At 61.9% G+C, this 22,677-nt stretch carries 24 protein-coding genes; 11 read left to right on the top strand and 13 right to left on the bottom strand.

What is annotated here, in order from left to right; translation table 11 throughout:
* Window positions 1-49 precede the first annotated feature (49 nt).
* The 3 genes from QN219_RS06040 (at window position 50) to QN219_RS06030 (ending at window position 1,953) form a co-directional block, all read left to right on the top strand.
* Window positions 50-772 (top strand): thermonuclease family protein, encoded by a 723-nt coding sequence (locus tag QN219_RS06040; protein ID WP_283998681.1) that lies wholly within the window; start codon window positions 50-52, stop codon window positions 770-772.
* Window positions 762-1,400 carry a uracil-DNA glycosylase family protein gene (locus tag QN219_RS06035; RefSeq protein ID WP_283998680.1) on the top strand — a complete coding sequence of 213 codons (639 nt, stop codon included), beginning with the start codon at window positions 762-764 and terminating at the stop codon, window positions 1,398-1,400. The genes QN219_RS06040 and QN219_RS06035 overlap by 11 nt, the downstream gene beginning before the upstream one ends.
* Window positions 1,401-1,464: 64 nt before the next feature.
* Complete coding sequence (locus QN219_RS06030; RefSeq protein WP_153441023.1) at window positions 1,465-1,953, top strand: Lrp/AsnC family transcriptional regulator; 489 nt, start codon at window positions 1,465-1,467, stop codon at window positions 1,951-1,953.
* A 10-nt stretch (window positions 1,954-1,963) separates the two neighbouring features.
* Here QN219_RS06030 and QN219_RS06025 read toward each other — a convergent pair whose 3' ends face one another.
* The 3 genes from QN219_RS06025 to QN219_RS06015 form a co-directional block, all read right to left on the bottom strand.
* On the bottom strand, window positions 1,964-2,662 hold the full coding sequence (locus QN219_RS06025; protein ID WP_283998679.1) for a DNA alkylation repair protein: 699 nt from the start codon (window positions 2,660-2,662) through the stop codon (window positions 1,964-1,966).
* Complete coding sequence (locus QN219_RS06020) at window positions 2,659-3,528, bottom strand: NAD(P)-dependent oxidoreductase (RefSeq protein WP_283998678.1); 870 nt, start codon at window positions 3,526-3,528, stop codon at window positions 2,659-2,661. The genes QN219_RS06025 and QN219_RS06020 overlap by 4 nt, the downstream gene beginning before the upstream one ends.
* 108 nt (window positions 3,529-3,636) lie before the next feature.
* Complete coding sequence (locus QN219_RS06015) at window positions 3,637-4,464, bottom strand: methyltransferase domain-containing protein (RefSeq protein ID WP_283998677.1); 828 nt, start codon at window positions 4,462-4,464, stop codon at window positions 3,637-3,639.
* A gap of 212 nt (window positions 4,465-4,676) precedes the next feature.
* Between QN219_RS06015 and QN219_RS06010 the strand changes: the two genes are divergently transcribed.
* From QN219_RS06010 to QN219_RS06000, 3 genes are read left to right on the top strand one after another with little or no spacing between them, the layout of a single operon-like run.
* A complete protein-coding gene (locus QN219_RS06010) occupies window positions 4,677-5,408 on the top strand; it encodes a DUF2270 domain-containing protein (RefSeq protein WP_283998676.1) in 732 nt (243 codons plus the stop codon).
* Window positions 5,401-5,658: a hypothetical protein gene (locus QN219_RS06005; protein WP_283998675.1), complete on the top strand. Its 258-nt coding sequence runs from the start codon at window positions 5,401-5,403 to the stop codon at window positions 5,656-5,658. The genes QN219_RS06010 and QN219_RS06005 overlap by 8 nt, the downstream gene beginning before the upstream one ends.
* Before the next feature lie 43 nt (window positions 5,659-5,701).
* Entirely contained in the window at window positions 5,702-6,406 is a 705-nt protein-coding gene (locus QN219_RS06000) for an SDR family oxidoreductase (RefSeq protein ID WP_283998674.1), read from the top strand.
* A gap of 24 nt (window positions 6,407-6,430) precedes the next feature.
* Here the strand turns inward: QN219_RS06000 and QN219_RS05995 are convergent, their stop codons facing one another.
* The 4 genes from QN219_RS05995 to QN219_RS05980 all read right to left on the bottom strand — a co-directional run bounded on the left by QN219_RS05995 (window position 6,431) and on the right by QN219_RS05980 (window position 9,600).
* Window positions 6,431-6,697 (bottom strand): usg protein, encoded by a 267-nt coding sequence (locus QN219_RS05995; protein ID WP_283998673.1) that lies wholly within the window; start codon window positions 6,695-6,697, stop codon window positions 6,431-6,433.
* A 218-nt stretch (window positions 6,698-6,915) separates the two neighbouring features.
* Window positions 6,916-7,746 (bottom strand): ABC transporter permease, encoded by an 831-nt coding sequence (locus QN219_RS05990; protein WP_283998672.1) that lies wholly within the window; start codon window positions 7,744-7,746, stop codon window positions 6,916-6,918.
* Complete coding sequence (locus tag QN219_RS05985) at window positions 7,743-8,546, bottom strand: ABC transporter permease (RefSeq protein WP_283998671.1); 804 nt, start codon at window positions 8,544-8,546, stop codon at window positions 7,743-7,745. The genes QN219_RS05990 and QN219_RS05985 overlap by 4 nt, the downstream gene beginning before the upstream one ends.
* Window positions 8,547-8,817: 271 nt before the next feature.
* Window positions 8,818-9,600: an ABC transporter substrate-binding protein gene (locus QN219_RS05980; protein WP_283998670.1), complete on the bottom strand. Its 783-nt coding sequence runs from the start codon at window positions 9,598-9,600 to the stop codon at window positions 8,818-8,820.
* A gap of 388 nt (window positions 9,601-9,988) precedes the next feature.
* Between QN219_RS05980 and QN219_RS05975 the strand changes: the two genes are divergently transcribed.
* Window positions 9,989-12,286 (top strand): OmpA family protein, encoded by a 2,298-nt coding sequence (locus tag QN219_RS05975; RefSeq protein ID WP_283998669.1) that lies wholly within the window; start codon window positions 9,989-9,991, stop codon window positions 12,284-12,286.
* Window positions 12,287-12,387: 101 nt separating this feature from the next.
* Here the strand turns inward: QN219_RS05975 and mobB are convergent, their stop codons facing one another.
* The 3 genes from mobB to QN219_RS05960 are packed head-to-tail and all read right to left on the bottom strand — an operon-like array spanning window position 12,388 to window position 14,477.
* Complete coding sequence (mobB, locus tag QN219_RS05970; protein WP_283998668.1) at window positions 12,388-12,900, bottom strand: molybdopterin-guanine dinucleotide biosynthesis protein B; 513 nt, start codon at window positions 12,898-12,900, stop codon at window positions 12,388-12,390.
* Complete coding sequence (gene mobA, locus QN219_RS05965) at window positions 12,897-13,550, bottom strand: molybdenum cofactor guanylyltransferase MobA (protein ID WP_283998923.1); 654 nt, start codon at window positions 13,548-13,550, stop codon at window positions 12,897-12,899. Before mobA ends, mobB begins: the two co-directional genes overlap by 4 nt.
* A gap of 18 nt (window positions 13,551-13,568) precedes the next feature.
* Window positions 13,569-14,477, bottom strand: coding sequence for a DMT family transporter (locus tag QN219_RS05960; RefSeq protein WP_283998667.1), 909 nt, complete (start codon window positions 14,475-14,477; stop codon window positions 13,569-13,571).
* Window positions 14,478-14,914: 437 nt separating this feature from the next.
* On the opposite strand from QN219_RS05960, the gene QN219_RS05955 reads away from it, so the two are divergent.
* Window positions 14,915-17,464: a methyl-accepting chemotaxis protein gene (locus QN219_RS05955; protein WP_283998666.1), complete on the top strand. Its 2,550-nt coding sequence runs from the start codon at window positions 14,915-14,917 to the stop codon at window positions 17,462-17,464.
* Between the two features lie 76 nt (window positions 17,465-17,540).
* Here QN219_RS05955 and moaA read toward each other — a convergent pair whose 3' ends face one another.
* Window positions 17,541-18,590, bottom strand: coding sequence for a GTP 3',8-cyclase MoaA (gene moaA, locus QN219_RS05950; protein ID WP_283998665.1), 1,050 nt, complete (start codon window positions 18,588-18,590; stop codon window positions 17,541-17,543).
* Window positions 18,591-18,879: 289 nt separating this feature from the next.
* Between moaA and QN219_RS05945 the strand changes: the two genes are divergently transcribed.
* A complete protein-coding gene (locus QN219_RS05945; protein ID WP_283998664.1) occupies window positions 18,880-19,254 on the top strand; it encodes a DUF971 domain-containing protein in 375 nt (124 codons plus the stop codon).
* A 15-nt stretch (window positions 19,255-19,269) separates the two neighbouring features.
* Here the strand turns inward: QN219_RS05945 and QN219_RS05940 are convergent, their stop codons facing one another.
* Window positions 19,270-19,749 carry a MarR family transcriptional regulator gene (locus QN219_RS05940; RefSeq protein WP_283998663.1) on the bottom strand — a complete coding sequence of 160 codons (480 nt, stop codon included), beginning with the start codon at window positions 19,747-19,749 and terminating at the stop codon, window positions 19,270-19,272.
* Window positions 19,750-19,796: 47 nt separating this feature from the next.
* On the opposite strand from QN219_RS05940, the gene QN219_RS05935 reads away from it, so the two are divergent.
* A complete protein-coding gene (locus tag QN219_RS05935) occupies window positions 19,797-20,714 on the top strand; it encodes an alpha/beta hydrolase (protein WP_283998662.1) in 918 nt (305 codons plus the stop codon).
* A gap of 67 nt (window positions 20,715-20,781) precedes the next feature.
* Window positions 20,782-21,390: a pyridoxamine 5'-phosphate oxidase family protein gene (locus QN219_RS05930; RefSeq protein ID WP_283998661.1), complete on the top strand. Its 609-nt coding sequence runs from the start codon at window positions 20,782-20,784 to the stop codon at window positions 21,388-21,390.
* Between the two features lie 55 nt (window positions 21,391-21,445).
* On the opposite strand, the gene QN219_RS05925 is transcribed toward QN219_RS05930, so the two are convergent.
* Complete coding sequence (locus QN219_RS05925) at window positions 21,446-22,516, bottom strand: GGDEF domain-containing protein (protein WP_283998660.1); 1,071 nt, start codon at window positions 22,514-22,516, stop codon at window positions 21,446-21,448.
* Window positions 22,517-22,677 lie beyond the last annotated feature (161 nt).

Below are 22,677 nucleotides of genomic sequence, written 5' to 3'. Positions count from 1 at the left end.
TTTCGGGAGGCGGAATGAAGTTGGCGCTGTCGAGTTTCGAGTTGCGTGCGTGAGACCAGGGAACCGGAAGTTCCGGATCATCAACGGCACGGGAGCAAAGCCCCCTGCGCCGGGACGGCGGTTCGGATTTGGCCGGCCAGCGGGTGCCTCGCCGAGAAAGCGCGCCGATGGGCGGGGCGGAATGATCGGTGGCTGGATCTTCCTCCTTCTGCTCAGCATCGGCGCCTATGTCGCCGCGAAACTGCCGCCGCCGGAACGGACGGTGACCGGCGAGCTGCAGGGCGCAGCCTCGGCAAGCGACGGCGACAGCCTGAGGCTCGACGGGCGGCGCGTGCGGCTTGAAGGCATCGACGCGCCCGAGATCGGCCAGACCTGCCGGCGCGGTGACGTTACATGGGACTGCGGCGCCGAAGCGCGTCAGCGCCTGAGGGCACTCACCAGCGGTCTTGCGACCGTCTGCCGCCTGCAGGGGCGCGACCGCTATGGCCGCGATCTCGGCGTCTGCGAGGCGGGGCAGCGCGATCTCGGCCGCGAGATGGTTCTCTCCGGCTACGCGGTCAGCTATGGCCGGTACCGGGACGATGAAGAGGTGGCGCGAGAGGGCCGCGTCGGTCTCTGGGCCGGTGATTTCGTTCGGCCGCAGGCGTGGCGCCAGTCGCATGGTGGCGCGGAGGAGACGCCGCATGAAGCGAGCGATTGGCTGGATCTCGCTTTTCAATGGCTCGAGGAGCAGGCCCGGGAGATTTTCAGGAGGATTGTCGATGGCGGATAGCGGCGCGCGTCACCTCGAAGAACTGCGCGCAGCGATTGCCGCATGCCGCATCTGTCGCGACAGTCCGGCGCGTGGTGATGAACACCGGCTGCCGCACGACCCGCGGCCCGTGGCGGTCATTTCGGATTCGGCGCGGATATTGATCGCCGGCCAGGCACCGGGACTGCGGGTGCATGAGAGCGGTCTGCCCTTCAACGATGCTTCGGGCGATCGGCTGCGGCAGTGGCTCGCCGTCGACCGGCCGACATTCTACGACCCGAAGAAATTCGCGATCGTCCCCATGGGATTCTGCTTCCCGGGATATGACCGACACGGCAGCGATCTCCCGCCGCGGCGCGAATGTGCACCGCTCTGGCGGCAACGGGTGATGGACGCGATGCCTCAGATCGAGCTGGTGCTGGCGATCGGCCATTATGCGCAGCGGTGGCATCTCGGACCGGATTGTCCAGCGTCGATGACCGAAACGGTGCAAAACTGGCAGCGATATGTCATGCGCAACAGCGGCCCGGCCGTCTTGCCACTGCCGCACCCGAGCTGGCGCAACACCGGCTGGCTGCGGCGAAATCCCTGGTTCGAGACGGACCTGCTGCCGTTTCTGCGTGCCCGAGTCGCTCTGTTGATTGCTTGAAACAATTTTCTTTATTTTCACAAAATCCACGGTATGAAGGGAAAAATATTCGAGAGGACCTTTCATGGATCGCCTAGACCGCAAGATCCTGCGCCTTCTGCAGGAAGACTCGACTCTGGCCGTTGCCGACCTCGCCAAGAAGGTCGGACTTTCGACCACGCCTTGCTGGCGGCGTATCCAGAAAATGGAAGAGGATGGCGTGATCCGCCGCCGGGTCGCTCTGCTCGATCCGGTGAAGATCAACACCAAGGTGACGGTGTTCGTTTCGATCCGCACCAACTCGCATTCGATGGAATGGCTGCGCCGTTTCTCCGAAGTGGTCGCCGACTTTCCAGAAGTGGTCGAATTCTACCGCATGAGCGGCGACGTGGATTACCTGCTTCGCGTCGTCGTTCCCGACATTGGCGCCTACGATGCGTTCTATAAGCGACTGATCGCCAAGATCGAGATCCGTGACGTGTCCTCGGCCTTCGCCATGGAGCAGATCAAGTACACGACCGAACTGCCGCTCGATTACATGGTTATCGACCAGGCAAAGTCGAGCGAGGAATAGACCGCCCGCGTCAGGCCTGAATGCCGAGCCGCGCATGCACGCGATCGCTTTCAAGTTCGCGCACGGCGTTCTTCCCGGTCCATCTTGCCGCACGGCTGTTGTTTGCGGCGAGCTTTTCCGCCAGCGCGACCGCCGGTCCATGGCAGGCGGCGCTGCGTTTGCCGATCTGCCGCAGCGCCCAATTGACCGCCTTCTTCACGAAATTGCGTTCGTCGCCAGCATGCGCCTCGATCAGCGGCAGCCAGGCAACAAGCGCGGAATCCGGCTCCTGCTTCAGGTGAACCGCCGCGGTCGCGATCGTTGCGAAAGCGATACGGCGGACGAATTCCCGCTCGTCGGCGGCGAATTCCGGAACGAGCGTCCGCTCGAGGCGGCCGGCGACAAAGAGGTCGGCGAGGCTATCGGCAAGCTCCCAGGAGTTGCAGTCAGCCGCCCAGTCCCGCGCCTCTTGCAAGGCGAGCGCATTCGGGTCGGCCGTGAAGACCGCGAGGAGACGCGCTTCGCGGATGTCCGATTGCCAAAGCTCCTTTGCCCGGCCGTGATCGACCTTCACTTGCCGGGCGATGCGATGCAGCTCGACATTGGAGAGGCCGAGCGCGGTTTGCGTGACGATGCCGAACCGTGCCATGCCGGCCACGTTTTCCCTCGAGCCGAGCGCCCGCATGTATTCGATGATTTCGCCAGCTGTCGACGCGGGCGAAATCGTCATTTTTCGAGACGGGCCAGCAAGGACGAGGTATCCCAGCGATTGCCGCCGAGCGCCTGAATGTCGGCGTAGAACTGATCGACGAGCGCAGTCACCGGGAGCTTGGCGCCGTTGCGGCGCGCTTCGGCCAGCACGATGTCGAGATCCTTGCGCATCCAGTCGACGGCGAAGCCAAAATCGTATTTGCCGGCATTCATCGTCTTGTGGCGGTTCTCCATTTGCCAGGACCCCGCGGCACCCTTGGATATGACGTCGATGACCTTCTCGATATCGAGGCCCGCCTTCTTGCCGAAGTGGATGCCCTCGGCGAGCCCCTGCACAAGGCCGGCAATGCAGATCTGGTTGATCATTTTGGTGAGTTGGCCGGCGCCGACCGGCCCCATCAGGCCGACCATGCGGGCATAGACTGCTATCACGGGCTTGGCTTTGTCGAAGGCGTCCTCGTCGCCACCGCACATCACGGTCAGGGCGCCGTTTTCGGCGCCAGCCTGTCCGCCGGAAACCGGCGCGTCGATAAAATGCGCATTCTTCGCGCGGGCCGCCGCATAGAGCTCGCGGGCGACCTCGGCGGAAGCCGTTGTATTGTCGATGAAGACTGCGCCCGGCTTGATTGTTTCGAAGGCGCCGTCCTTGCCGGTGGTCACGGAGCGAAGATCATCGTCGTTGCCGACGCAGGAGAACACGAAATCCTGGCCGTCCGCTGCGTCGGCCGGCGTCGCAGCCGTGCGGCCACCAAACTCGGTCGCCCACTTTTGCGCCTTCTCTGCGGTGCGGTTATAGACGGTCAGTTCGTGCCCGCCTCGAACCTTGAGGTGACCGGCCATGGGGTAACCCATGACGCCGAGACCGATGAATGCGACTTTGGCCATTTCCTGCAGACTCCCATTTGCTTCGGAGCAGGTGTAACCGATGGCCGGCGTGCATAAAAGAGCCGGGATGCGTTCGCCGTCGCATCCGCTGGTTTCACGCCCCTCGTCTCAGGGCTTGAAGCGGGCGACCACCAACTGCCCGGCGATCGGCTCGCCTTCCTCCATGCGCACCGTGATATCACCGATCTCGATGATTTCGAACCCGGTCGCCGTCAGGCGATCGCGCAGGTAGGCTTCCGAATGGGCGAAGCGCTGATGCGGACCAACCTTGTAGTCGCGGCCGGCGAACGCTTCCGTGGGAAGCGTTTCGCTGGAGAAGATCAGCAGACCACCTGGAACGAGATTGTCGACGGCACCGAAGAACAACGCTTCGAGCGCGCCCATATAGGGCAGCACATCGGTGGCGACGATCAGGTCAAAGGGGGCTTCGTCGTTATCGTCCAGGAAATCGGCCGCTTCGGCGACGTAGAGCGTCTCGTAGAGATCCTTTTCGTGGGCGATCTCGACCATGTTTTCGGACAGGTCGATGCCAGTGATGTCTTCCGCCATGTCGCGCAGCGCGCCGCCGGTGAGGCCCGTGCCGCAGCCGAGATCGAGAACGCGCTGGAAGGGTCCGAGTTTCAGTGCCTGCAGGCGCTGGCGAACGAGCAGCGGCACGCAATAATCGAGCTGATCGACGAGGACGTCCTCGAAGACGTCGGCGTGCTGGTCGAAGAGCGTCGCGACATAGGCGTCGGGTGCCTTCAACGGCGTTTCGCCGCGACCAATCGATGCGAGGCGAACGGCAGCGCCGCCGTGATCCTCCGGGTCGAGTTCCAGGACTTCCGCGTAAGCCGCTGCGGCCGCATCGAGATTGCCGGACTTCTCCAGCGTAAGCGCGCGGTTGTACGCCTCCGCCAAGGCTTCCTCGTCGATTTTCTTGCTCTGTTGCGTCATGGGCGCTTCTTACGACCGTCCACAGGCTTTGGCAATCCGCCTTTCGCCGTGCGCCCCGGGAGGGCGACTCATTCATCGAATGGCGTGCCTGAAACAAAAAACGAATATTTAGCGTTCGGTAAAAAATGACAATGCTCAGGCTCGACGGGATTTATCCCCGGCTGGAAAGGAGTCATCATCCATTCAACAACGAAGACCGGGAGGAAATGCCGATGTCCGCTGAACTGAGCCCGCTGACATTGGAAACGGAAACCCAATTGCCGGAGCGGCAGGGGCCGCCGTTGCCGCAGACGTCCCAAGAGACGATCAACACGATCGTGCACTATTATCGCGGCGAAATGGGGCGAATGGCCGGATGGCGGGACCGCATCGACCGCACGTCGAACTGGGCGATCACCGTTGTTGCGGCGATGCTTTCCGTATCTCTGTCGACGCCGTCCTCGCATCATGGTGTCCTGCTGTTCGCGATTCTGCTGATAAGTTTGCTGCTGTTGATCGAAGCGCGACGTTATCGCTTCTTCGACGTCTATCGCGCGCGTGTACGCCAACTCGAGCGTGGTTATTTCGCGCAAATTCTTGCGCCGGAGGGGGTGCCGAGCCTCAAATGGTCGGCGTCGATCGCAAAAAGCCTGCGCAAGCCCGCCTTCCTGATGAGTTACCGCGAAGCCGTCTATCGGAGGCTCCAGCGCAACTATTGCTGGATGTACCTGATCTTGCTTTTGGCCTGGGCGCTGAAGATCTCGTCGCCGAAGATTTCCACCAACGGCGAACCCTTCGGTCACGTTCGTTCCTGGGCCGACGTGACTGAAAATGCCGCGCTCGGGCCGCTCCCGGGCTGGGCGGTGATGATCGGGGTCGCGCTCTTCTACGTCCTTGTTCTTTACGCGTCGCTGCACAAGGAACATCACGAGGGCGAACTCGCCCACGGCGAGGTGCATGTCTGACGTTGCGCATCGCGCATCGATGATGTGTGCATTTGTTGCTGTCATCAGAAATTGTCGTTTGCGGTCAGCGAAAATGACTGCTTCAACTGCATCCGCTCTCGGGGCGGCTTCGGCCAGGGAGAAGCATGCTTGGTTTGAAATCAACGCGACTTTTGCGCCTTCGGCGTATGCCGGCGACTACAGCGCCGCGCATCTTGTCGGACGCACCGAGGACGCTAATGGCACTTTGAATTGCTGCATGTTTCCTTAAGCCGGCTGCGATTTGAGGAAACTTGCAATAAGGGGACGAGAAAATGAGTGGAGAGAAGGTAGCGATCATCACCGCCGGCGGCTCGGGCATGGGCGCGGTTGCAGCGCGAAGAATGGCGGCGGAGGGCTATCGCGTCGCGATCCTCTCCTCATCCGGCAAGGGGGAAGCGCTGGCGCACGAACTCGGCGGCATCGGCGTCACCGGCTCGAACCAGTCGAACGACGACCTGAAGCGCCTGGTCGATTCGGCCTATGATGCCTGGGGCAGGATCGATGCGCTGATCAATTCGGCCGGCCATGGGCCGCGTGCACCCGTATTGGAGTTGACCGACGAGGACTGGCACAAGGGAATGGAGGTCTACTTCCTCAACGCCGTGCGGCCGACCCGGCTGGTAACACCGATCATGGTCGAGCAGAAATCCGGCAGCATCGTCAACATCTCGACCTATGCGGCGTTCGAACCAGATCCCTTGTTTCCGACGTCGGGCGTCTTCCGTTCCGGTCTCGCCGCATTCACGAAGCTCTTTGCCGACCGCTATGCCGCCGACAACGTCCGTATGAACAATGTTCTGCCTGGCTTCATCGACAGCCTGCCGGAGACGGAAGAGAGGCGTAACCGCATTCCAATGGGACGCTACGGCACGTCGGAGGAAGTCGCTGAATTGATCGCGTTGCTCGCGACCGATCGCGGCGCCTATATCACCGGCCAGAACATCCGTATCGACGGCGGAATCACGCGTTCCGTGTGACGCTGGCAGGAACAATGCCCGCGCTCAGTGGAGAATGAACTCTCCCTTGAGCGCCCGCCATTCGCTGGCGGATACCAGCCTGCGATGCACATAGCGCACTGAATGCAACGGGCCGTCCAGTTTCTCCTGCCAGAACTTCAGGAAGTGGCGCATCTCCGGAAACTCCGGCGCGATGTCGTAATGTTGCCAGATATAGGTCTGGAGGAAGGTCGGATGGTCAGGCATCCGGTAGAGAATCTGGGCCGTTGTCAGGCCATAACCCTTGAGCTGCAGTTCCATCTCACTCGTCATCAGGACCTCACTTCTCGCAAAGGTGGTCTCTATGATGAAACGCTTGATCTATTAATCAAGTCCTAATATTCGTGTCGGAATGAGATTTCTTGCGGAATAACAAAGGCTTGTCAGCACTCGCTGATCAGTGCTGCCAAGCCTTCGAAGGAGCGGTTATTCCTGCTTCACACCGGCCTCGCCGAAGGCAGCCGAGAGACAGCTACCGTGTCGCCGTTCCGCTATCGCTTCAGATGCCGCGTCAGCCGTGCCTCGAACCAGGCCCAGATGTTGCGCAGCAATTCGACCATCAGCAGGTAGAGAACCGCTGCCCAGAGATACATCTGGTAGTCGAAGGTGCGGGAGAAGGCGCGGCGCGTCTCTCCCATCAGGTCCAGGACGGTGACGATCGCAACGATCGCCGAGCCCTTGATCATCAGGATGATCTCGTTGCCGTAGGGGCGCAGCGCGACGATCATCGCCTGCGGCAGAATGATCTTGAAGAACGCGACGCGCTGCGGCAGCCCAAGGGCCGCGGCGCCTTCGTGCTGGCCGCGTGGTACGCTCTGAATAGCGCCGCGCAGGATTTCGGCCTGGTAGGCGGCCGTGTTCAGCGTGAACGTAAAGAGCGCGCAGTTCCAGGCATCCCGGAAGAACCACCAGAGCCCCACCGCTTCGAGCTGCGGACGGAAGCTGCCGAGGCCGTAATAGACGAGGAAGAGCTGGGTGATCAGCGGCGTGCCGCGGAAGAAATAGACATAGGCATAGGAAAGCCAGGACCAGATCTTGTTCTTCGACATGCGCCCGAGCGCCACCGGCAGCGACAGGATGGCCCCCATGATGATCGAGGAGATCACGAGCGTCAGCGTCACGCCGAGACCGGACAGGAAACTCGGCCCGTATCGCGAGAACTTCTCCGGGTCCCAGCCGTTGACGACGGTGAGGAAGATGCCGACGGCAAGCGCAAGCCAGATGCCGAGCGTAACGCTGCCGATGAAGCGCGAAAGCGTATAGGGCCTTGGCGGAGCCGGTGGCGGTGCCTGCGGCGGGATCATGGTTTCGGCAATGCTCATCGGCTCATCTCCGCTCGTTTGGTCCAGCGTTCGAGCGCCGAGAAGACGATGGATGAAACCATCGCCAGGATGAGGAAGAGGATACAGGCGATGCCGAAGAACTCGAACGCGTGCTTGGTGACGCGAGCGGCGACGCCTGTCTGGCGGAGAATGTCGGGCAGCCCGACGACCGAAACGAGGGCGGTATCCTTGAGCAGCGCCATCCAGAGGTTGCCGAGGCCTGGAAGCGCGATGCGCACGAGCTGCGGCAGGATGATCAATCGCATCGTCTTGCCGCGATGGAAGCCGAGCGCATCGCCGGCCTCATACTGCCCGTGTGGAATGGCCTTGAACGCGGAGAGCAGCACTTCCGAGCAGTAGGCGGAGAAAACGACCCCGAGCGCAATCATGCCCGCAACGAAGGCGTTGATCTCCACCGGGCCCTCGTAGCCGAGGGTCGCAAGGAATTGCTGCACGAGGATCTGCATGCCGTAATAAACGATGAAGAGCGTCAACAACTCGGGCAGGCCGCGAAAGATCGTCGTATAAATGTTGGCCGTAAGGCGCAGCGACTTCTCGTTCGATTGCTTGGCAAGCGCGATGAAGAAGCCGACGACCAGCCCGACGGGCAGGGTGGCGATCGCAAGGCTTGCCGTGACAAGAAATCCGTAGGCGATCTCGTCGCCCCATCCAACGTCGCCGCACGCCAGAAGCGTGCCGGAGCCGAACCAACGAAACACTCCGACCGGACCACAGAGCGGATCGATGATCGATCCGATCCAGCCGAAAACGGAGAAAAGGGCGGCGAACAGTCCGCTCATGCCAATAAATTCCCCTTGCAGCGTTCTTTTTGGCGTCAATGACGCTTATTTTCGAAGGTTCTTGTCAAACAAAAACGGCGGAAGGGCAAGCCATCCGCCGTTGCATTTTTTGCATCAACCGAGATTTCCCCGGCATGATCGGCGCGAAAATCGAGCCTACTGCATGTATCCTTAAATCGGAGCCGATTTAAGGATAAAAACATGCAGCGATTCAAAGTGCTACAGCGACCTTTGTCCGTCTAAGAGGCGCACGGCGCTGTAGTGGCGCCGATCAGCTGCCGTAGACGTCGAACGGGAAGTACTTTTCGTTGATTTCCTTGTACTTGCCGTTTGCGCGGATGGCTTCGATCGCCTTGTTGAGCTTTTCGCGCAGCGCGTCGTCGCCCTTGCGGACAGCGATGCCGGCGCCTTCGCCGTTGATGACCGGGTCGATCGGCAGCGTGCCGAGCAGCTTGCAGCAGGCGCCGTCCTCGGTCTTCAGCCACTCGGAAAGCACGACGACGTCGTCGATGACGGCGTCGACGCGGCCATTGGCGATGTCGAGCTTGTATTCGTCGGCGGTCGGGTAGAGTTTCAGCTCAGACTCCTTCATATGCGCTTCGGCATAGTTGGAGTGGGTCGTGGAACCCTGCGCCCCGAGCGTCTTGCCTGCGAGTGCGGCTTCGGTCGCCTCGGTGATCGGAGAGTCTTTCGGAACGACGATCGCCGGCGGCGTGTTGTAGTACTTGTTGGTGAAGTCGACCTGCTGCTTGCGTTCGTCTGTGATCGACATGGAAGCGATGATCGCATCGAACTTCTTGGCGATCAGCGCCGGAATGATGCCCTCCCAATCCTGCGTCACAAAGGTGCACTCGGCTTTCATTTCCTCGCAAAGCGCCTTTGCGATATCGACGTCGAAACCTGTCAACGAGCCGTCCGGCTCAAGAACATTGAAGGGCGGGTAGGCGCCTTCCGTGCCGATAACGACCTTTTCGCCCTCTGCCATGGCGGTAGTGGCCATGAGCACGAAAACTGCAGCCGATGCGGCGGCTGCCAGCCGTCTGGAAATACGCATGATTATCCTCTCTGTTGGCTGACACCCGTTTTTTCTTTTTCGCGGATGCCAATTAGGGCCGGGGCGTACGCCGCGGTTGGCGGGATATTCGTACTTCTCCTGCAAAAATCAACTGGAAAGCGCCATCGCCCACCGCGAACCGCGGATCACGCGCCGTCCGCCCCTGCGAGGGAAGATGAACGGCCCGTTCAGCGGAGGTTAATGTAGCCTCCGATAGGCCTTGAAGCGGAACCGATCCGCGACTGCAGCGTTGCGATTACGAATGTGACCGACCACAAAAAAGTCGGAAACCGCGGGTCATGGCCCTGTGGGTGCAGGCATGCAGGTGTGACCGTTCAAGGACAGGACGCGCAGCGAGCCGAGCCTCCCAATAAGAGGAAGGAAGACAATGTCGATTCGATCCAGACTTTTCGCAACGGTGGCCTTGCCGGTATTCGCGGCAACCTTCGCCGTACAGCCCGCGCTCGCCGAGAGCCTGATGGCGCCGTTCGAAGTTGCTCAGGAAGGCGCGGAGCAGCCGTCGCCCGAGGATTTGCTGCTGCTCAAGAAGCGCAGAAAGCAAGCCGAGGAATCCCAGGGACAGGCTGAAGAGCAGCAACCGCAGGCCGAAGAGCAGCAGGCCCCAAGGCGCAAGAAGCGCCAGCAGCAGGCCGAGGAACAGCAACCGGCCGCTGAGGAAAGCGCCCCGCAGCAGGCCGAAGAGCAGCCGGCTCCAAGACGCAAGAAGCGCCAGCAGCAGGCCGAGGAACAGCAGCCGGCCGCCGAGGAAAGCGCCCCGCAGCAGGCCGAGGAGCAACAGGCTCCGAGGCGCAAGAAGCGTCAGCAACAGGCCGAGGAACAGCAGCCTGCCGCTGAGGAGGCCGCTCCGCAGCAGGCCGACGAGCAGCAGGCGCCAAGGCGCAAGAAGCGCCAGCAGCAGGCTGAGGAACAGCAGCCCGCCGCCGAGGAGGGCGCTCCGCAGCAGGCCGAGGAGCAGCAGACGCCGAGGCGCAAGAAGCGCCAGCAGCAGGCTGAGGAACAGCAGCCCGCGGCTGAGGAAGCTCCGCAGCAGGCCGAGGAACAACAGGCTCCAGCGCGCAAGAAGCGTCAGCAGCAGGCTGAAGAACAGCAGCCCGCCGCCGAAGAGGGTGCTCCACAGCAAGCTGAGGAGCAGCAGGCTCCGGCACGCAAGAAGCGCCAGCAGCAACAGCAGGCTGAGGAAGGCCAACCCGCCGCCGAGGAGGGCGCTCCGCAGCAGGCTGAGGAGCAACAGGCTCCTGCCCGCAGGAAGCGCCAGCAGCAGGCTGAAGAACAGCGCCAGACGGATCAGCCAGCCGAACAGATTGGTGAAGGCGAACAGCCCGCTCCTGGCGCGGAAGCACCCGCAACGGCAGAGCAGGGCACCGGAGAACCGCCGCGTGGCCAGCGCGCTCCGGAAGTGGTCGACGAGCGCACGGAGGATGAGAAGGTCAAGATCGCCAAGGATCCGGCGGCGACCGATGACACAGTTGTGCTTCCGGTCGAAAACGGTGCAGCCGTACTCGACAGCGACAAGGATGCCGACAATGTCGGCGGCAACCGTGCGCGCGAGGCTCGGCGCAAGCAGCGTGAGGAATTGCGCGCCAAGGAAGAAAGCGTAGCGCCTCCGACCGACGATGCCGCGGCCCAGGCGAAAATATCGACCGAGGTCCGGGAACAGATTCCACAGAGGATCGAGGCGAACCTGAACGAGGAAGGACAGCGTATCGAAGAAGCGCCGGTCTTCGCCGTGCCTGAGACGACCAACATCGTCAACAACACGATCGTCAACAACACCGTGATCAACAACACCACGACGAACAATGTCACCGAGGTGGAAGTGGTCGAGGAGGTCGATGACCGCGTGATCCTCGGCGTCGGCGATCGCATTTTCGTCCGCGGCGACGACCGGCCGCGGCTGCGGCGCGACTCACAGGAATCCTTCTACGACCAACTGCCGCGCGACCGCGTTCGCGAGACGATCGTCCGCCCCGATGGTTATCGAATCGTCACGATCTACAACCGCTACGGCGACATTGTGCAGCGCTCGCGCATTGACAGCGACGGCAATGAATATCTGATGATCTACGCGCCCGAGTACGACGAGGATCGGGACCGTCCGGCGATCGTCGACGTCGGTTACGAACTGCCGCCGATGCGCCTGACCATACCGGTGGAGGAATATATCGTCGATTACGCCGATGATCCGGATCGGGATTATTACGAATTCCTTTCCGAGCCGCCGGTAGAGCAGGTCGAGCGCGTCTACACGATCGATGAGGTGCGCAACTCCGCCCGCCTGCGCGACAAGGTTCGCCGCATCGACCTCGACACGATCCACTTCGAGACGGGTAGTGCCGAGGTGTCGATGTCGCAGGCCAAGACGCTGCGCGGCGTCGCGGAGGGCATGTCGAAAATCCTCGAGAAGGATCCGGGTGAAACCTTCTTCATCGAGGGCCACACGGATGCCGTCGGCTCGGACCGCTCGAACCTGGTTCTTTCCGACCAGCGTGCGGAATCGGTCGCGGTACTCCTCAGCGAAGTCTATGGCGTCCCCGCGGAAAACCTCGTGACCCAGGGCTACGGCGAGCGCTTCCTTAAGGTGCGCACGCAAGAAGATGAGCAGGAGAATCGCCGCGTGACCATCCGCCGCGTGACCCCGCTCGTGCGGCCGGTTGCTCAGCGCTGACGACAGCCTGCTGCCACTGCTTGATAAAACGGGGCCGGGAGACCGGCCCCGTCCTTATGTATGGCGCAGGAAGCCTTGAGAGATGAGTTCGGTCCGGAGGTTCAGCCGCGCAGTCCCGTAACCTTTTCGACGAAGTCGGCGATTGCGGCCGTGTCGTCGAGATCGAAAACCGAAAGGTCCGTGTCGACTACTGGATGATCAGCGGCGATGGCGACGATATGCGGGTCGGTCGGCGCCAGCGGCTGGCGGTTGGCTGATTCCACGCGGCGTGCTTCGATCTTCGGGATCGGCTCGCGCTTGTAACCTTCGATCAGGACGAGATCGCAAGGTGCAAGCCGCGCCAGGATCTCTTCGAAGGACGGTTCCGGCGCACCACGCAATTCATGCATGATCGCGAAGCGCGTCGAGGAGACGATCGTCACCTCATGCGCGCCGGCCTCGCGGTGGCGGTAACTATCGGCGCCGACCTTGTCGATGTCGAAGTCGTGGTGAGCATGCTTGATCGTAGAGACGACATAGCCGCGCCGTGTCATTTCACTGACGAGGCGGACCATAAGGCCGGTCTTGCCCGAATTCTTCCAGCCGGCAATGCCGAATATCCCGGGTTGGGTCATTGTTTGTGTTCCTTGAGGCGTTGCAGCCATGCTTCGGCCTCTCGAAGCTCTTCCGGCGTATTGATATTGAAAAAGGGGTCGAGCGGACCAGCCTTCGTGGCGATCATCGGAAAGTCTACCGCTAACGAAGGATGGCGCCCAACGAAAGCGCGTACGCGCAATTTGGTGTCGGTGCGGATCCAGGCTTCCAGATCATCGGCGATCGCGATTGGCCACAGCGCGAACAGCGGATGCATTTCCCCGTCGGAACAGGCGACGACAATTCTTCCCTCCATGTCGGGCGCGGCGGAAAGCCGGGCGACGAGGTCATCGGGGAAAAACGGTGTGTCGGCCGGCACTGTCAGCACGTGGGCGGCATGCGGTGCGACCTGCGCAGCGTGGCGCATGGCGGTTAGAACGCCGGCGAGAGGGCCGAAATAACCCGGCACCGTGTCGGCAATCACGGCAAGATCGGGGGGCAAGCCGATGCCGGGATCGGCATTGAGATTGAGCGCAATAACATCCGCTTGCGGGGCGAGACGCTCGACGATGCGATCGAGCATCGTTCGGCCATCGAGCACGAGGCCCACCTTCGCCCTGCCCATGCGCGAGGACCGGCCGCCGGCGAGAATGACGGCGGGCGGGCGCGGCAGTGGTTCTGGGACGTTCATAGCCATCGACGCGTTCCTCTATTCGAGAGGGCCGGCAAGGGAGCGTTGGGCAACGGCCTTCCTGCCGCGCCGGCTCTCGCGATAGAAGGTGTAGAGGCCGGAACCGACGATGATGGCGACCCCCGCCAGCATCCAGCGATCCGGTGTTTCCGAAAAGAAAAAAATGCCGATCGCGACCGACCAGAGCAGGCTTGTGTAGCGGAATGGCGCGATCACGGAAATGTCGCCGTCGCGCATCGCGAGCACGATCGTCTGATAGCCGAACATCAGGAGAACGCTGGCAGCGGTAATGTTGGTGAGCGACGTCGCCGACATTGGCTGCCACCCCCCGAACGGCACGATCAGCACGGCGCCGACGAGCGTCGTAATCAGGGCCGTCGTGACGGTGATGAAGAGCGACGGCACGTCGCTGCCGATGCGGCGGGTGCAGAGATCACGCGTCGCGGTGCAGAAGACGCAGGCGACGACGGTCAATGCTGCCGTGGTAAAGCCTTCCGGTCCGGGTCTCAGCACGATCAGCACGCCGACGAAGCCGATGGCGATTGCCGCCCAGCGGCGCCAGCCGACGGGCTCTCGCAGGAAGAGCGCCGCGCCGAGCGTCACCGCCAGCGGCAACGCCTGCATGATTGCCGAGGCGTTTGCTAGTGGTAGCTGGCCGAGCGCCGAAATATAGGTGATAGACGCTAGCGCCTCCATAGCAATGCGCAGGATGATCGCTGGCCGCAGGATCGTTCGGATCGGGCGAAACGCACGGAAGTGGACGGCGATGACCAGCACCATCACCGTGGTCAGCAGGCCGCGCACGAACATGATCTGGCCGGTATTCATGGCGCCGGTCACGGACTTGACGAGCGCGTCGTTGCAGGCAAAACTGACCATGGCAAGGCACATGAAAACGATGCCGCGGAAATTGGCAGATGAATGCATTCGTCTTTCCTGGTGGCCCCGGCCGGGGCCAATGCCGTGCTTGGCGGGAGGAGGCGAATCCGTCTGGCGAGATGCGCGCCCAGTGGCCAAGCATTGACCGTCCTTTCGCGCAAACTCAAGCATCGTTTGTGCGAAAACGCCCTCCACGGAAAGGTGAGCCGCACCGGCGCGGGATTTCTGGCAGCGCGCCACCGTGCCGCTGCTTCCGAGGAACATTCGCTGAATCTTAAGTTTCGCTGCCTATCGTCCCGATGATTCCGCAGTCCAATCGCATGAAGCGATCGGTGGAGACGGCCGTCAGATCTTTTTTGCGCCGTTCATCCGCGAAGTTCCCGCTGGAGCCTGGGAGGTGCTCCCGCCGGCATTTCATCGCCGCTTCCGTCAAGAGAAGCCACCGTGCGGGCATGTTCCTCATAAAAAAGAACCCGGGGTCCGCAATGTCTATGATCGATCGCCTTTTACAGCGCCTGCGTATCGTCACAAAAGTCCTCCTCTTCGTGGTTCCGCTCGTGGCCCTGATCGCCGGGATCGGTCTCGTCGGTTTCTTCACCGCCCGCACGCTCAACGGGCATATGACCGTGACCCGCGAGACCATCAACAATCTCTCGGATTTTCAGGCGCTGCGCAGCGCGTTGCAGGCCTTCGCCGACAGTCCGAGCGAGGAGGCGCGCGATGCCCTTGTGAAGCAGATCGATGAGCAGGAGCAGGGCGTCAGGACCCTGGAGGGGCTGTTGGCACGCGAGGCGGACAGGGCGCAAATCGCCTCTGTCGTCGCCCTTGGCTCTCAGATGCGCAGCCAGACCGACAAGCTCTGGGCGGTAAAGACCGAGCAGGACACGGTGACGACGTCCCTTGAAGCGGCGCTCGCCGACATGACCGAGAAGGGCAACGGCGCCTACAAGCAGATCGATATCATCCGGAAGGAATCGGGAGACAAGGAAGCCTTCGCCAAGGCGCTGCTCTTCGATGCGGCTGCTTACCAGGGCGTTGCCGAGCGGATCAAGAAATTCCGCCTGCCGGTGACCATGGCCGTCAATCCCGATGCCAAGATAGAGCAGGCAAACAAGCTGCTGCCGCATCTGCTGAAGCAGATCGGTGAAGCCGAGAAGATCGCCTCCGAAAAGGTCCAGAAACCGATTGGCGAACTCAAGGAACAGGCGCTGAAGATCCAGGCGATCCTCGCAAGTGCCGAGGAAAACGAAGCGAAGAAGACCGCACTCGTGCCGATCCTCAGCAAGCTCTCGAAGTACGAGGCCGATTTTGCCAAGGAAGCGGTCAAGAATTCCGACACCGCAGCCAAGCGCTTCGTCGGCATGGACGAAGAAATTTCGACACTCAAGACGTTGATCGCTTTGATGAGCGATACCTTCAAGGGTCTCGACAATACCCGGTTTCATATCAGCGAGTTGCACCGTTCGCGCGACGCGGCAAGCCGCGACCTCGTGATTGCCGATATCAACGGTGTGCGCGAAACCGCCCACAAGCTTTCCGAGCTCGGCGGCAAGAATGCAGCGCTCCGCGACCTGCCGGCGAAGCTTGGCCCCTCGCTCGACAGTATCGATAAGGGCACTGCCGCATTGATCGATGTCGGCGGCCGCTGGCAGGCCGCCAAGAGCGAGGCCGCGACGCTTGTCGCCGATGCAAGCCGCACGCTTGAAAGCTTTGTCAGCAGCGCGCAGGAAGCCGGGAAGCAGGACAGCCAGCGCTCGGCGACGGTGTCGATCATCGCCATGGTCGCCGGAACGCTGCTTTCCATCATCGGTGGCCTGATGCTGGTCGAGACACTGCGCGGCCCGCTGAAACGCGTGACAGAAACCATGACTCGGCTCGCCAACGGCGACCTCGAAGTGGCGATCGAAGGCCGCAATCGCGGCGACGAAATCGGCGACATGGTGCGCTCGGTTGCCGTCTTCCGCGACAACGCATTGGAAAACGTGCGGCTGGAACGCGAGGCGGAAGCAGCGCGGACCCTGTCGGCCGCGGAGGAGGCCCGCCGCTCGCAGGAACGCGCGCGCATCGAAGCCGAGCAGATGCAGGCGCTCAATGCTCTTTCCGACGTCCTTGCCCAGCTTGCCGCCGGCAACCTCGAGGAAGGCATGGCGGAGGATCTGCCTGCGGACTACGTGATCATGGCTCGCACCTACAACAACGCCGTCGAAGCGCTGCGTGCGACGCTGACGGATGTACGGCTCGTCACGGAGGAGATCACCGGCGGTACCGGCAATCTCTCGGCCTCGGCCGACGATCTTGCCCGGCGTACAGAGCAGCAGGCGGCGGCGCTCGAGGAAAGCTCGCGCGCGCTCCGTCAACTCACCGAACTCGTCCGCTCGACCGCCGAAAGCGCGCGCAGCACGACCATATCGGTCGATGAGACGAACAACTATGCCCGGCATTCCGGCCAGGTCGTCGCCAAGGCGATCGATGCCATGGCGGAAATCAATCGTTCGTCCGAGAAGATCGGCACGATCATCGGCGTGATCGACGAGATCGCCTTCCAGACCAACCTGCTGGCGCTGAACGCCGGGGTCGAGGCGGCCCGCGCCGGCGAGGCGGGTCGTGGCTTCGCCGTCGTCGCCCAGGAGGTGCGCGAGCTGGCGCAGCGTTGCGCGGGAGCGGCACGCGAGATCAAGGGGCTCATCTCGGCAAGCTCCGCCCAGGTGCGCAGCGGCGTCGCGTTGGTGCAGGAGACAGGCGACGCGCTGGCGGTGATCAACGACCACATCGCGACCATTCACCAGCTCGTCAGCAATATCGAGGCTTCCGCAGCGGAACAGTATACCGGTCTCAGCGAAGTCAATTCAGCTGTTCACGAGGTCGAGCTGATCACGCAGCAGAACGCTGCGATGGTCGAGGAGAACACGGCGGAAATCCACGGCCTGCGCCGGCAGGTCGAAGCGCTCAACGAGAAGATCGAGCGTTTCAAGACCGGCACTGGCGGGCTGAGCGACCACAGGCAGCTTCGTTACGGCTCAACTTACGCTGCCTGAACTATATTGAAAGCAGAAGGCCCCGCGGTCGCCGACGACTGCGGGGCCTTCTGGTTTTTCTGGTTCTGGGAAAACGTCAGCCGCCGGTTACGCTCATGTGGCGTGCGACGGCCGGGCGGTTGTGTTCGCGATCGATGATGAAGTCGTGGCCCTTCGGCTTGCGGGAGATCGCCTCATCGATAACGCGGGAGAGATAGGCATCGTCGTCGGTGGTGCGCAGCGCCGCGCGCAGGTCGGCGGCGTCGTTTTGGCCGAGGCACATATAGAGGGTGCCGGTGCAGGTGAGCCGGACACGGTTGCAGCTTTCGCAGAAATTGTGCGTCATCGGCGTGATGAGCCCGAGGCGTCCACCGGTCTCCACCACCTCGACGTAGCGGGCAGGTCCGCCGGTCTTGTAGGCGATATCCTTCAGCGTGAACTGGGTTTCGAGACGCTCGCGCATCTCGGACAGCGGCAGGTAGTGGTCAGTCCGGTCCTCGTCCACTTCCCCCATCGGCATGGTCTCGATCAGCGTCAGGTCCATGCCGCGTCCGTGCGCCCAGCGCATCAGTTCGGGAATCTCGGCAGCGTTGAAGCCCTTGAGGGCGACCGTATTGATTTTTACCTTGAGGCCGGCTGCCTGAGCCGCGTCGATCCCCTCAAGTACCTTCGAGAGGTCGCCCCAGCGGGTGATCTGGCGGAACTTGTCGTGATCGCGGGTATCGAGCGAAACGTTGATCCGCCGCACGCCGCAATCAGCCAGTTCGGCCGCGAATTTCGACAGCTGCGAGCCGTTCGTCGTCAGCGTCAGCTCGTCCAGGCGGCCAGCGTGTATCTCTTTGCCGAGTTCGCGCACGAGGAACATGATGTTCTTGCGCACCAGCGGCTCGCCGCCGGTGAGCCGGAGCTTGCGCACGCCCTTCGCAATGAAGGCGGAACAGAGCCGGTGCAGCTCCTCGAGCGTCAGCAGATCCTTCTTCGGCAGGAAGGTCATGTGTTCCGCCATGCAATAGGTGCAGCGGAAGTCGCAGCGGTCGGTGACCGAAACGCGCAAGTAACTGATCGCCCGGCCGAAAGGATCGATCATGGGCGTCTTCGAGCTGTCGAGCGGCTGTGCGCCGGTTCTGTCTATGGCGGCAGTGTTCAAGATTTTTCTCCGAGCGCTTCCAATGTCGGGGGCAAAAACCCTCGCGTCAAGGCGCATACTGTCGCAAATTTCGGTGAAGCGGCATTCGGTCCCAGCGTTATCTCCTGAATCTGGGCGGATGAAGCGTATTTGCGCCCGAAAGGGCTGGAAAGATTTGAAAATGTTTCGGCTTTTCCGGGATGTTTTCTCCTTTTCGGAGGTGAAGATCTGGTCTGCCGGGTGCACGAATCTGGTAGTTCCAGGGCCCGAACTGGGGTAGTGCTCAGCGGATGAATGCGGAGTGAGTATCATGAGTGAATTCTGGCCGACCGAGCTGCGCGTATCGAAAGACCGCCACCGCCTGACTGTCGCATTCGACGACGGCGCTTCCTTCGACCTGTCGGCGGAGCTTCTGCGCGTGCTTTCGCCTTCGGCCGAGGTGCAGGGACACGGGCCGGGCCAGGGGGTCACCGTACCCGGCAAGCGCAATGTCCAGATCATTTCGGTACAGCCGACCGGCAACTATGCCGTGCGCATCGGTTTCGATGATTTCCACGACACCGGCATCTTCACCTGGAGCTATCTGCGCGAATTGGGAGAGAAGGGTCAGGAACTCTTCGCCGCCTATGAGCAGGAGCTGGCCGAGAAGGGCATGTCGCGCGACAAGTCGGAAAAGCCGCGCTGAGCGGCGTCGATGCGCTCAATCGGCGTCTTCCTTCAGCAAGACGGCGATGATGCGCTCCATCGACTGCGCGACCGTCATGCAGTCCTCGATCGGTGAACCGGTCAGCGACTTCTCGATCAGCGCGGTCTGGATCTCCATTGCCTCCTCGGTGAGCGTACGGCCGGCCGGCGTCAGCGAGAGCCGCAGCACGCGCTTGTCACGCTCGTCTCCCCGCCGTTTTATCAGGCCGCGCTTCTCCAGCTGCGGTAGCAGCATGCTCATGTTGGAGCGGCCAACGAGCATCTTGCGGGCGAGTTCCTGCTGCGTGATGCCGTCGAAGCGATAGAGATTGATCAGGATATCGAGATGCGGCGGCTTGATGTCGAGGTGGACGAGCTCCCGCGTCAACGTCTGCTGCATCAATTGGCAGGCACGGGCAACGGCGATCCAGCTTCGAAATCGCGGATGATCCCAGGGGAAGTGATGATGTTCTGTTGTCACTTGCTTTTTGTTCATCGTTGTACAATCATGTTCAAAAGTGAACATTCGAAGAGAGTCTCACTATGACATCCTTCGGGATCAAGGTCATCCGTACCGGACTGAAGGCCGTATCCGCCGTCTCTCCCGAGGCTGCCGGTAGGCTGGCCTTCAGAATCTTCTGTCTCACGCCGGGCCGCAAGCCGAAAAGCGGCAAGGAGGCGGCCTTGTTGAAAGCGGCAGTGCCGATCATGGAGCACTCGCGGAAGGTCACACTGTCCTTCGCCGGCGGTTGGGTCGTTGCCCATCACTTCGCGCGGCGCGTCGATTCGGACGGGCCGCGGATCCTGCTCGCGCACGGCTGGGGATCGCGCAGCGACTATCTCGGGGCCTTGATCGATGGCCTGCTCGCAACCGGGGCGGAGGTGGTCGCACTCGACTGGCCGGGCCACGGTGCGTCGCCGGGACGGTCGCTGACCATGCCTCAGGCGGTGAGGGCGATCGACGCGGCCTGGCGCCACTTCGACGGCTTCGACGTGGCGATCGGCCATTCCTTCGGCGGCGCGAGCCTCGCCTGCGCGGCAGGCGCGGTCGTGTGCGACGTGCCCGCGCGTGTGCCGGCAAAAATGGTGCTGATCGGCGCGCCTAGCGAAATGACCTGGCTCTTCAACGGTTTCGGCAAGATGATGGCCCTTGCGCCGGCGGCCCAGGCAGCTTTCGAAGGCATGGTCGAACGCCTCTCGGGACGCCGGGTCGATGCCTTTGATGCGGCCCGCATTCTCGGCATGCTGAGGAAGCCGGTGCTCGTCGTTCACGCGGAGGACGACAAGGAGGTTTCCGCCACCCATGCCCGCCGCTACGGCGCGGCCGGACCGAATGTCGAATTGTACTGGGCGAACGGCTTCGGTCATCGCCGCATCGTTTCCGCGGACCCGGTCATCGACAGGATCAAGGCCTTCCTCAACGATAGTAGAAAAGGTGCTCACCTGAGAAGAATCGCGTGATGCTGTCATCAGGGCGTCATGCTATCCATCGAAAGCGCGTGCAAGAGCAAGCGTCACGGAGGATGAAATGACGATCATCAGCACGGTCGAGGAACTGAAGGCACTTTACGGCGACACGAGCGAAGCATCGGTGGTCAAGGTGACGAAGACGCTGACGGCCGAATACCGGCAGATGATCGAGGCCTCGCCCTTTGCCGCGCTTGCGACCGTCGGACCGGAGGGGCCCGATTGCTCGCCGCGCGGCGACGGCCGATGTGTCGTCCGGGTCGCCGACGAGAAGACCGTGCTGATGCCCGATTGGCGCGGCAACAACCGCGTCGATTCGCTTCTCAATATTGTCCGCGATCCGAGAGTGGCGCTGATGTTTCTCGTTCCCGGGTCGAATACGACGATGCGCATCAACGGCACGGCCGTCGTCAGCGTTGATCCGGCGCTGACCAGTTCCTTCGAGGTCGACGGCAAGCATCCCCGCAGCGTCATCGTGATCACGATCGGGGAGGTTTATTTCCAATGCGCGCGGGCGCTCATCCGTTCGCAGCTCTGGAATTCGGATCGCTTCGTCGATCCGGCATCGCTGCCGACGCCCGGCACGCTGCTGAAAGCCGCAAGGGCCGATTTCGACAACGAAACTTACGACCGGGAATGGGCCGGACGCGCCGCCAAGACGATGTGGTAAGCGCCGTCGATCATTCGATGACGGAGGCAGAACGCTGCTTGCATGGCTGCGGCGCCTAGCGGCGATAGATCAGCCAGTTGCGGCCGGAATCCTTGCGCATTCCTTCCTCGAAGAGAACCGTCCGGTTTCGTCCGGCATTCTTGGCCGAATAAAGAGCAATATCGGCCTTGTTGTAGAGATCGACCGGGTCGTCCGCTTCGGTCGCCATGCAGACGCCGACGGAGAGGGTGATCGGGCCATAATTAACGCCGGTCCTGGAATTCTTGAAGGGCGTGCCGGCAAGCACGGTGCGGATTCGGTCGGCCGCCTGCAGGCATTCTTCCTGGGTGCAATCGCTGAGAATGATGGCGAATTCCTCGCCGCCGGTGCGCGCGACGAACGCCTCCCGCCGCAAGTTGGCGCGGATGACATTGCCGACCGTGGCAAGGATCTTGTCGCCGACCGGATGACCGAACGTGTCGTTGACCTTCTTGAAATGATCGATATCGGCGACGAGCAGGCCGCTGAAGTTACGCACATGTTCGCTGTTGTAGACGGCAGCCAGGGTGTCGTCGAAGGCCCGCCGATTGGCAAGACGCGTCAGCGAATCGGTGTTGGCGATGCGCTTGTATTCATCGAGCTCCTGCCGGATGACCTCCATCTCGAAGGATTTCTGGACGACGGTCTGAACGCGCTCCTTGCCCTGGTTCATCGTGTCGACGGTCGCTTCGGTGAGGATGCCGATGGCGTGGCGCAGAATGTCGGCGCTCGCGGCGCTCTTGCTGGTCATGTTGAGATAGGCTTCGTCGAGAACCTTGTTGTAGTTCTCGAGCGCATATTGCTCGTCCTTCAAGAGGTTGACGAGCTCGGCCAGCTTGGCGGCAAGCGTGTTATGCGCCCGCTCGATGCCGTTCGGATGGTGAATATGGCTGAAGTATTGTGCGCCGATCGCGTCCAGTTCTTCCTGCGTCGCCCGGCTGCCAAGCGCCGCAAGCTCCTTGGACAGTTGCGGGTTCGAGCCAAGATAAGCCTCGTAATAAAGCTCGTAGTTGCGCGGTATCGGCGCCACCCCCATCATCCGCATCGCGTGGGTGACCTGCGCTGCGATATCGGGCGTCGGCGTCTTGCTTGAGGTTGCCGTTTGCATATGCAAGCCTCCTTAATTTATCCAATTCTAAATTCCGGTGATTTTTAGGGGGAAATGATTTGTGAAGTCTTAACAATTGCTTGAGCGCATCGGGACAATTCGACCAATTTCGGGCTGATGCGCCGAGCCGCGATATACTGGCGGCGGATATTGCCGCGGCG

This window comes from Sinorhizobium sp. 8-89 (assembly GCF_030124325.1).
Lineage (GTDB): Bacteria > Pseudomonadota > Alphaproteobacteria > Rhizobiales > Rhizobiaceae > Sinorhizobium.
The sequence above is the reverse complement of the archived record's forward strand: the minus strand, read 5'-3'. Positions and strand labels throughout refer to the sequence as shown.

Coding starts and splice junctions, on each gene's coding strand:
- QN219_RS06035 (WP_283998680.1), top strand. CDS start 762: ATGGCGGATAGCGGCGCGCGTCACCTCGAAGAACTGCGCGCAGCGATT.
- QN219_RS06030 (WP_153441023.1), top strand. CDS start 1,465: ATGGATCGCCTAGACCGCAAGATCCTGCGCCTTCTGCAGGAAGACTCG.
- QN219_RS06025 (WP_283998679.1), bottom strand. CDS start 2,662: ATGACGATTTCGCCCGCGTCGACAGCTGGCGAAATCATCGAATACATG.
- QN219_RS06020 (WP_283998678.1), bottom strand. CDS start 3,528: ATGGCCAAAGTCGCATTCATCGGTCTCGGCGTCATGGGTTACCCCATG.
- QN219_RS06015 (WP_283998677.1), bottom strand. CDS start 4,464: ATGACGCAACAGAGCAAGAAAATCGACGAGGAAGCCTTGGCGGAGGCG.
- QN219_RS06010 (WP_283998676.1), top strand. CDS start 4,677: ATGTCCGCTGAACTGAGCCCGCTGACATTGGAAACGGAAACCCAATTG.
- QN219_RS06005 (WP_283998675.1), top strand. CDS start 5,401: ATGTCTGACGTTGCGCATCGCGCATCGATGATGTGTGCATTTGTTGCT.
- QN219_RS06000 (WP_283998674.1), top strand. CDS start 5,702: ATGAGTGGAGAGAAGGTAGCGATCATCACCGCCGGCGGCTCGGGCATG.
- QN219_RS05995 (WP_283998673.1), bottom strand. CDS start 6,697: ATGACGAGTGAGATGGAACTGCAGCTCAAGGGTTATGGCCTGACAACG.
- QN219_RS05990 (WP_283998672.1), bottom strand. CDS start 7,746: ATGAGCATTGCCGAAACCATGATCCCGCCGCAGGCACCGCCACCGGCT.
- QN219_RS05985 (WP_283998671.1), bottom strand. CDS start 8,546: ATGAGCGGACTGTTCGCCGCCCTTTTCTCCGTTTTCGGCTGGATCGGA.
- QN219_RS05980 (WP_283998670.1), bottom strand. CDS start 9,600: ATGCGTATTTCCAGACGGCTGGCAGCCGCCGCATCGGCTGCAGTTTTC.
- QN219_RS05975 (WP_283998669.1), top strand. CDS start 9,989: ATGTCGATTCGATCCAGACTTTTCGCAACGGTGGCCTTGCCGGTATTC.
- mobB (WP_283998668.1), bottom strand. CDS start 12,900: ATGACCCAACCCGGGATATTCGGCATTGCCGGCTGGAAGAATTCGGGC.
- mobA (WP_283998923.1), bottom strand. CDS start 13,550: ATGAACGTCCCAGAACCACTGCCGCGCCCGCCCGCCGTCATTCTCGCC.
- QN219_RS05960 (WP_283998667.1), bottom strand. CDS start 14,477: ATGCATTCATCTGCCAATTTCCGCGGCATCGTTTTCATGTGCCTTGCC.
- QN219_RS05955 (WP_283998666.1), top strand. CDS start 14,915: ATGTCTATGATCGATCGCCTTTTACAGCGCCTGCGTATCGTCACAAAA.
- QN219_RS05945 (WP_283998664.1), top strand. CDS start 18,880: ATGAGTGAATTCTGGCCGACCGAGCTGCGCGTATCGAAAGACCGCCAC.
- QN219_RS05940 (WP_283998663.1), bottom strand. CDS start 19,749: ATGAACAAAAAGCAAGTGACAACAGAACATCATCACTTCCCCTGGGAT.
- QN219_RS05935 (WP_283998662.1), top strand. CDS start 19,797: ATGACATCCTTCGGGATCAAGGTCATCCGTACCGGACTGAAGGCCGTA.
- QN219_RS05930 (WP_283998661.1), top strand. CDS start 20,782: ATGACGATCATCAGCACGGTCGAGGAACTGAAGGCACTTTACGGCGAC.
- QN219_RS05925 (WP_283998660.1), bottom strand. CDS start 22,516: ATGCAAACGGCAACCTCAAGCAAGACGCCGACGCCCGATATCGCAGCG.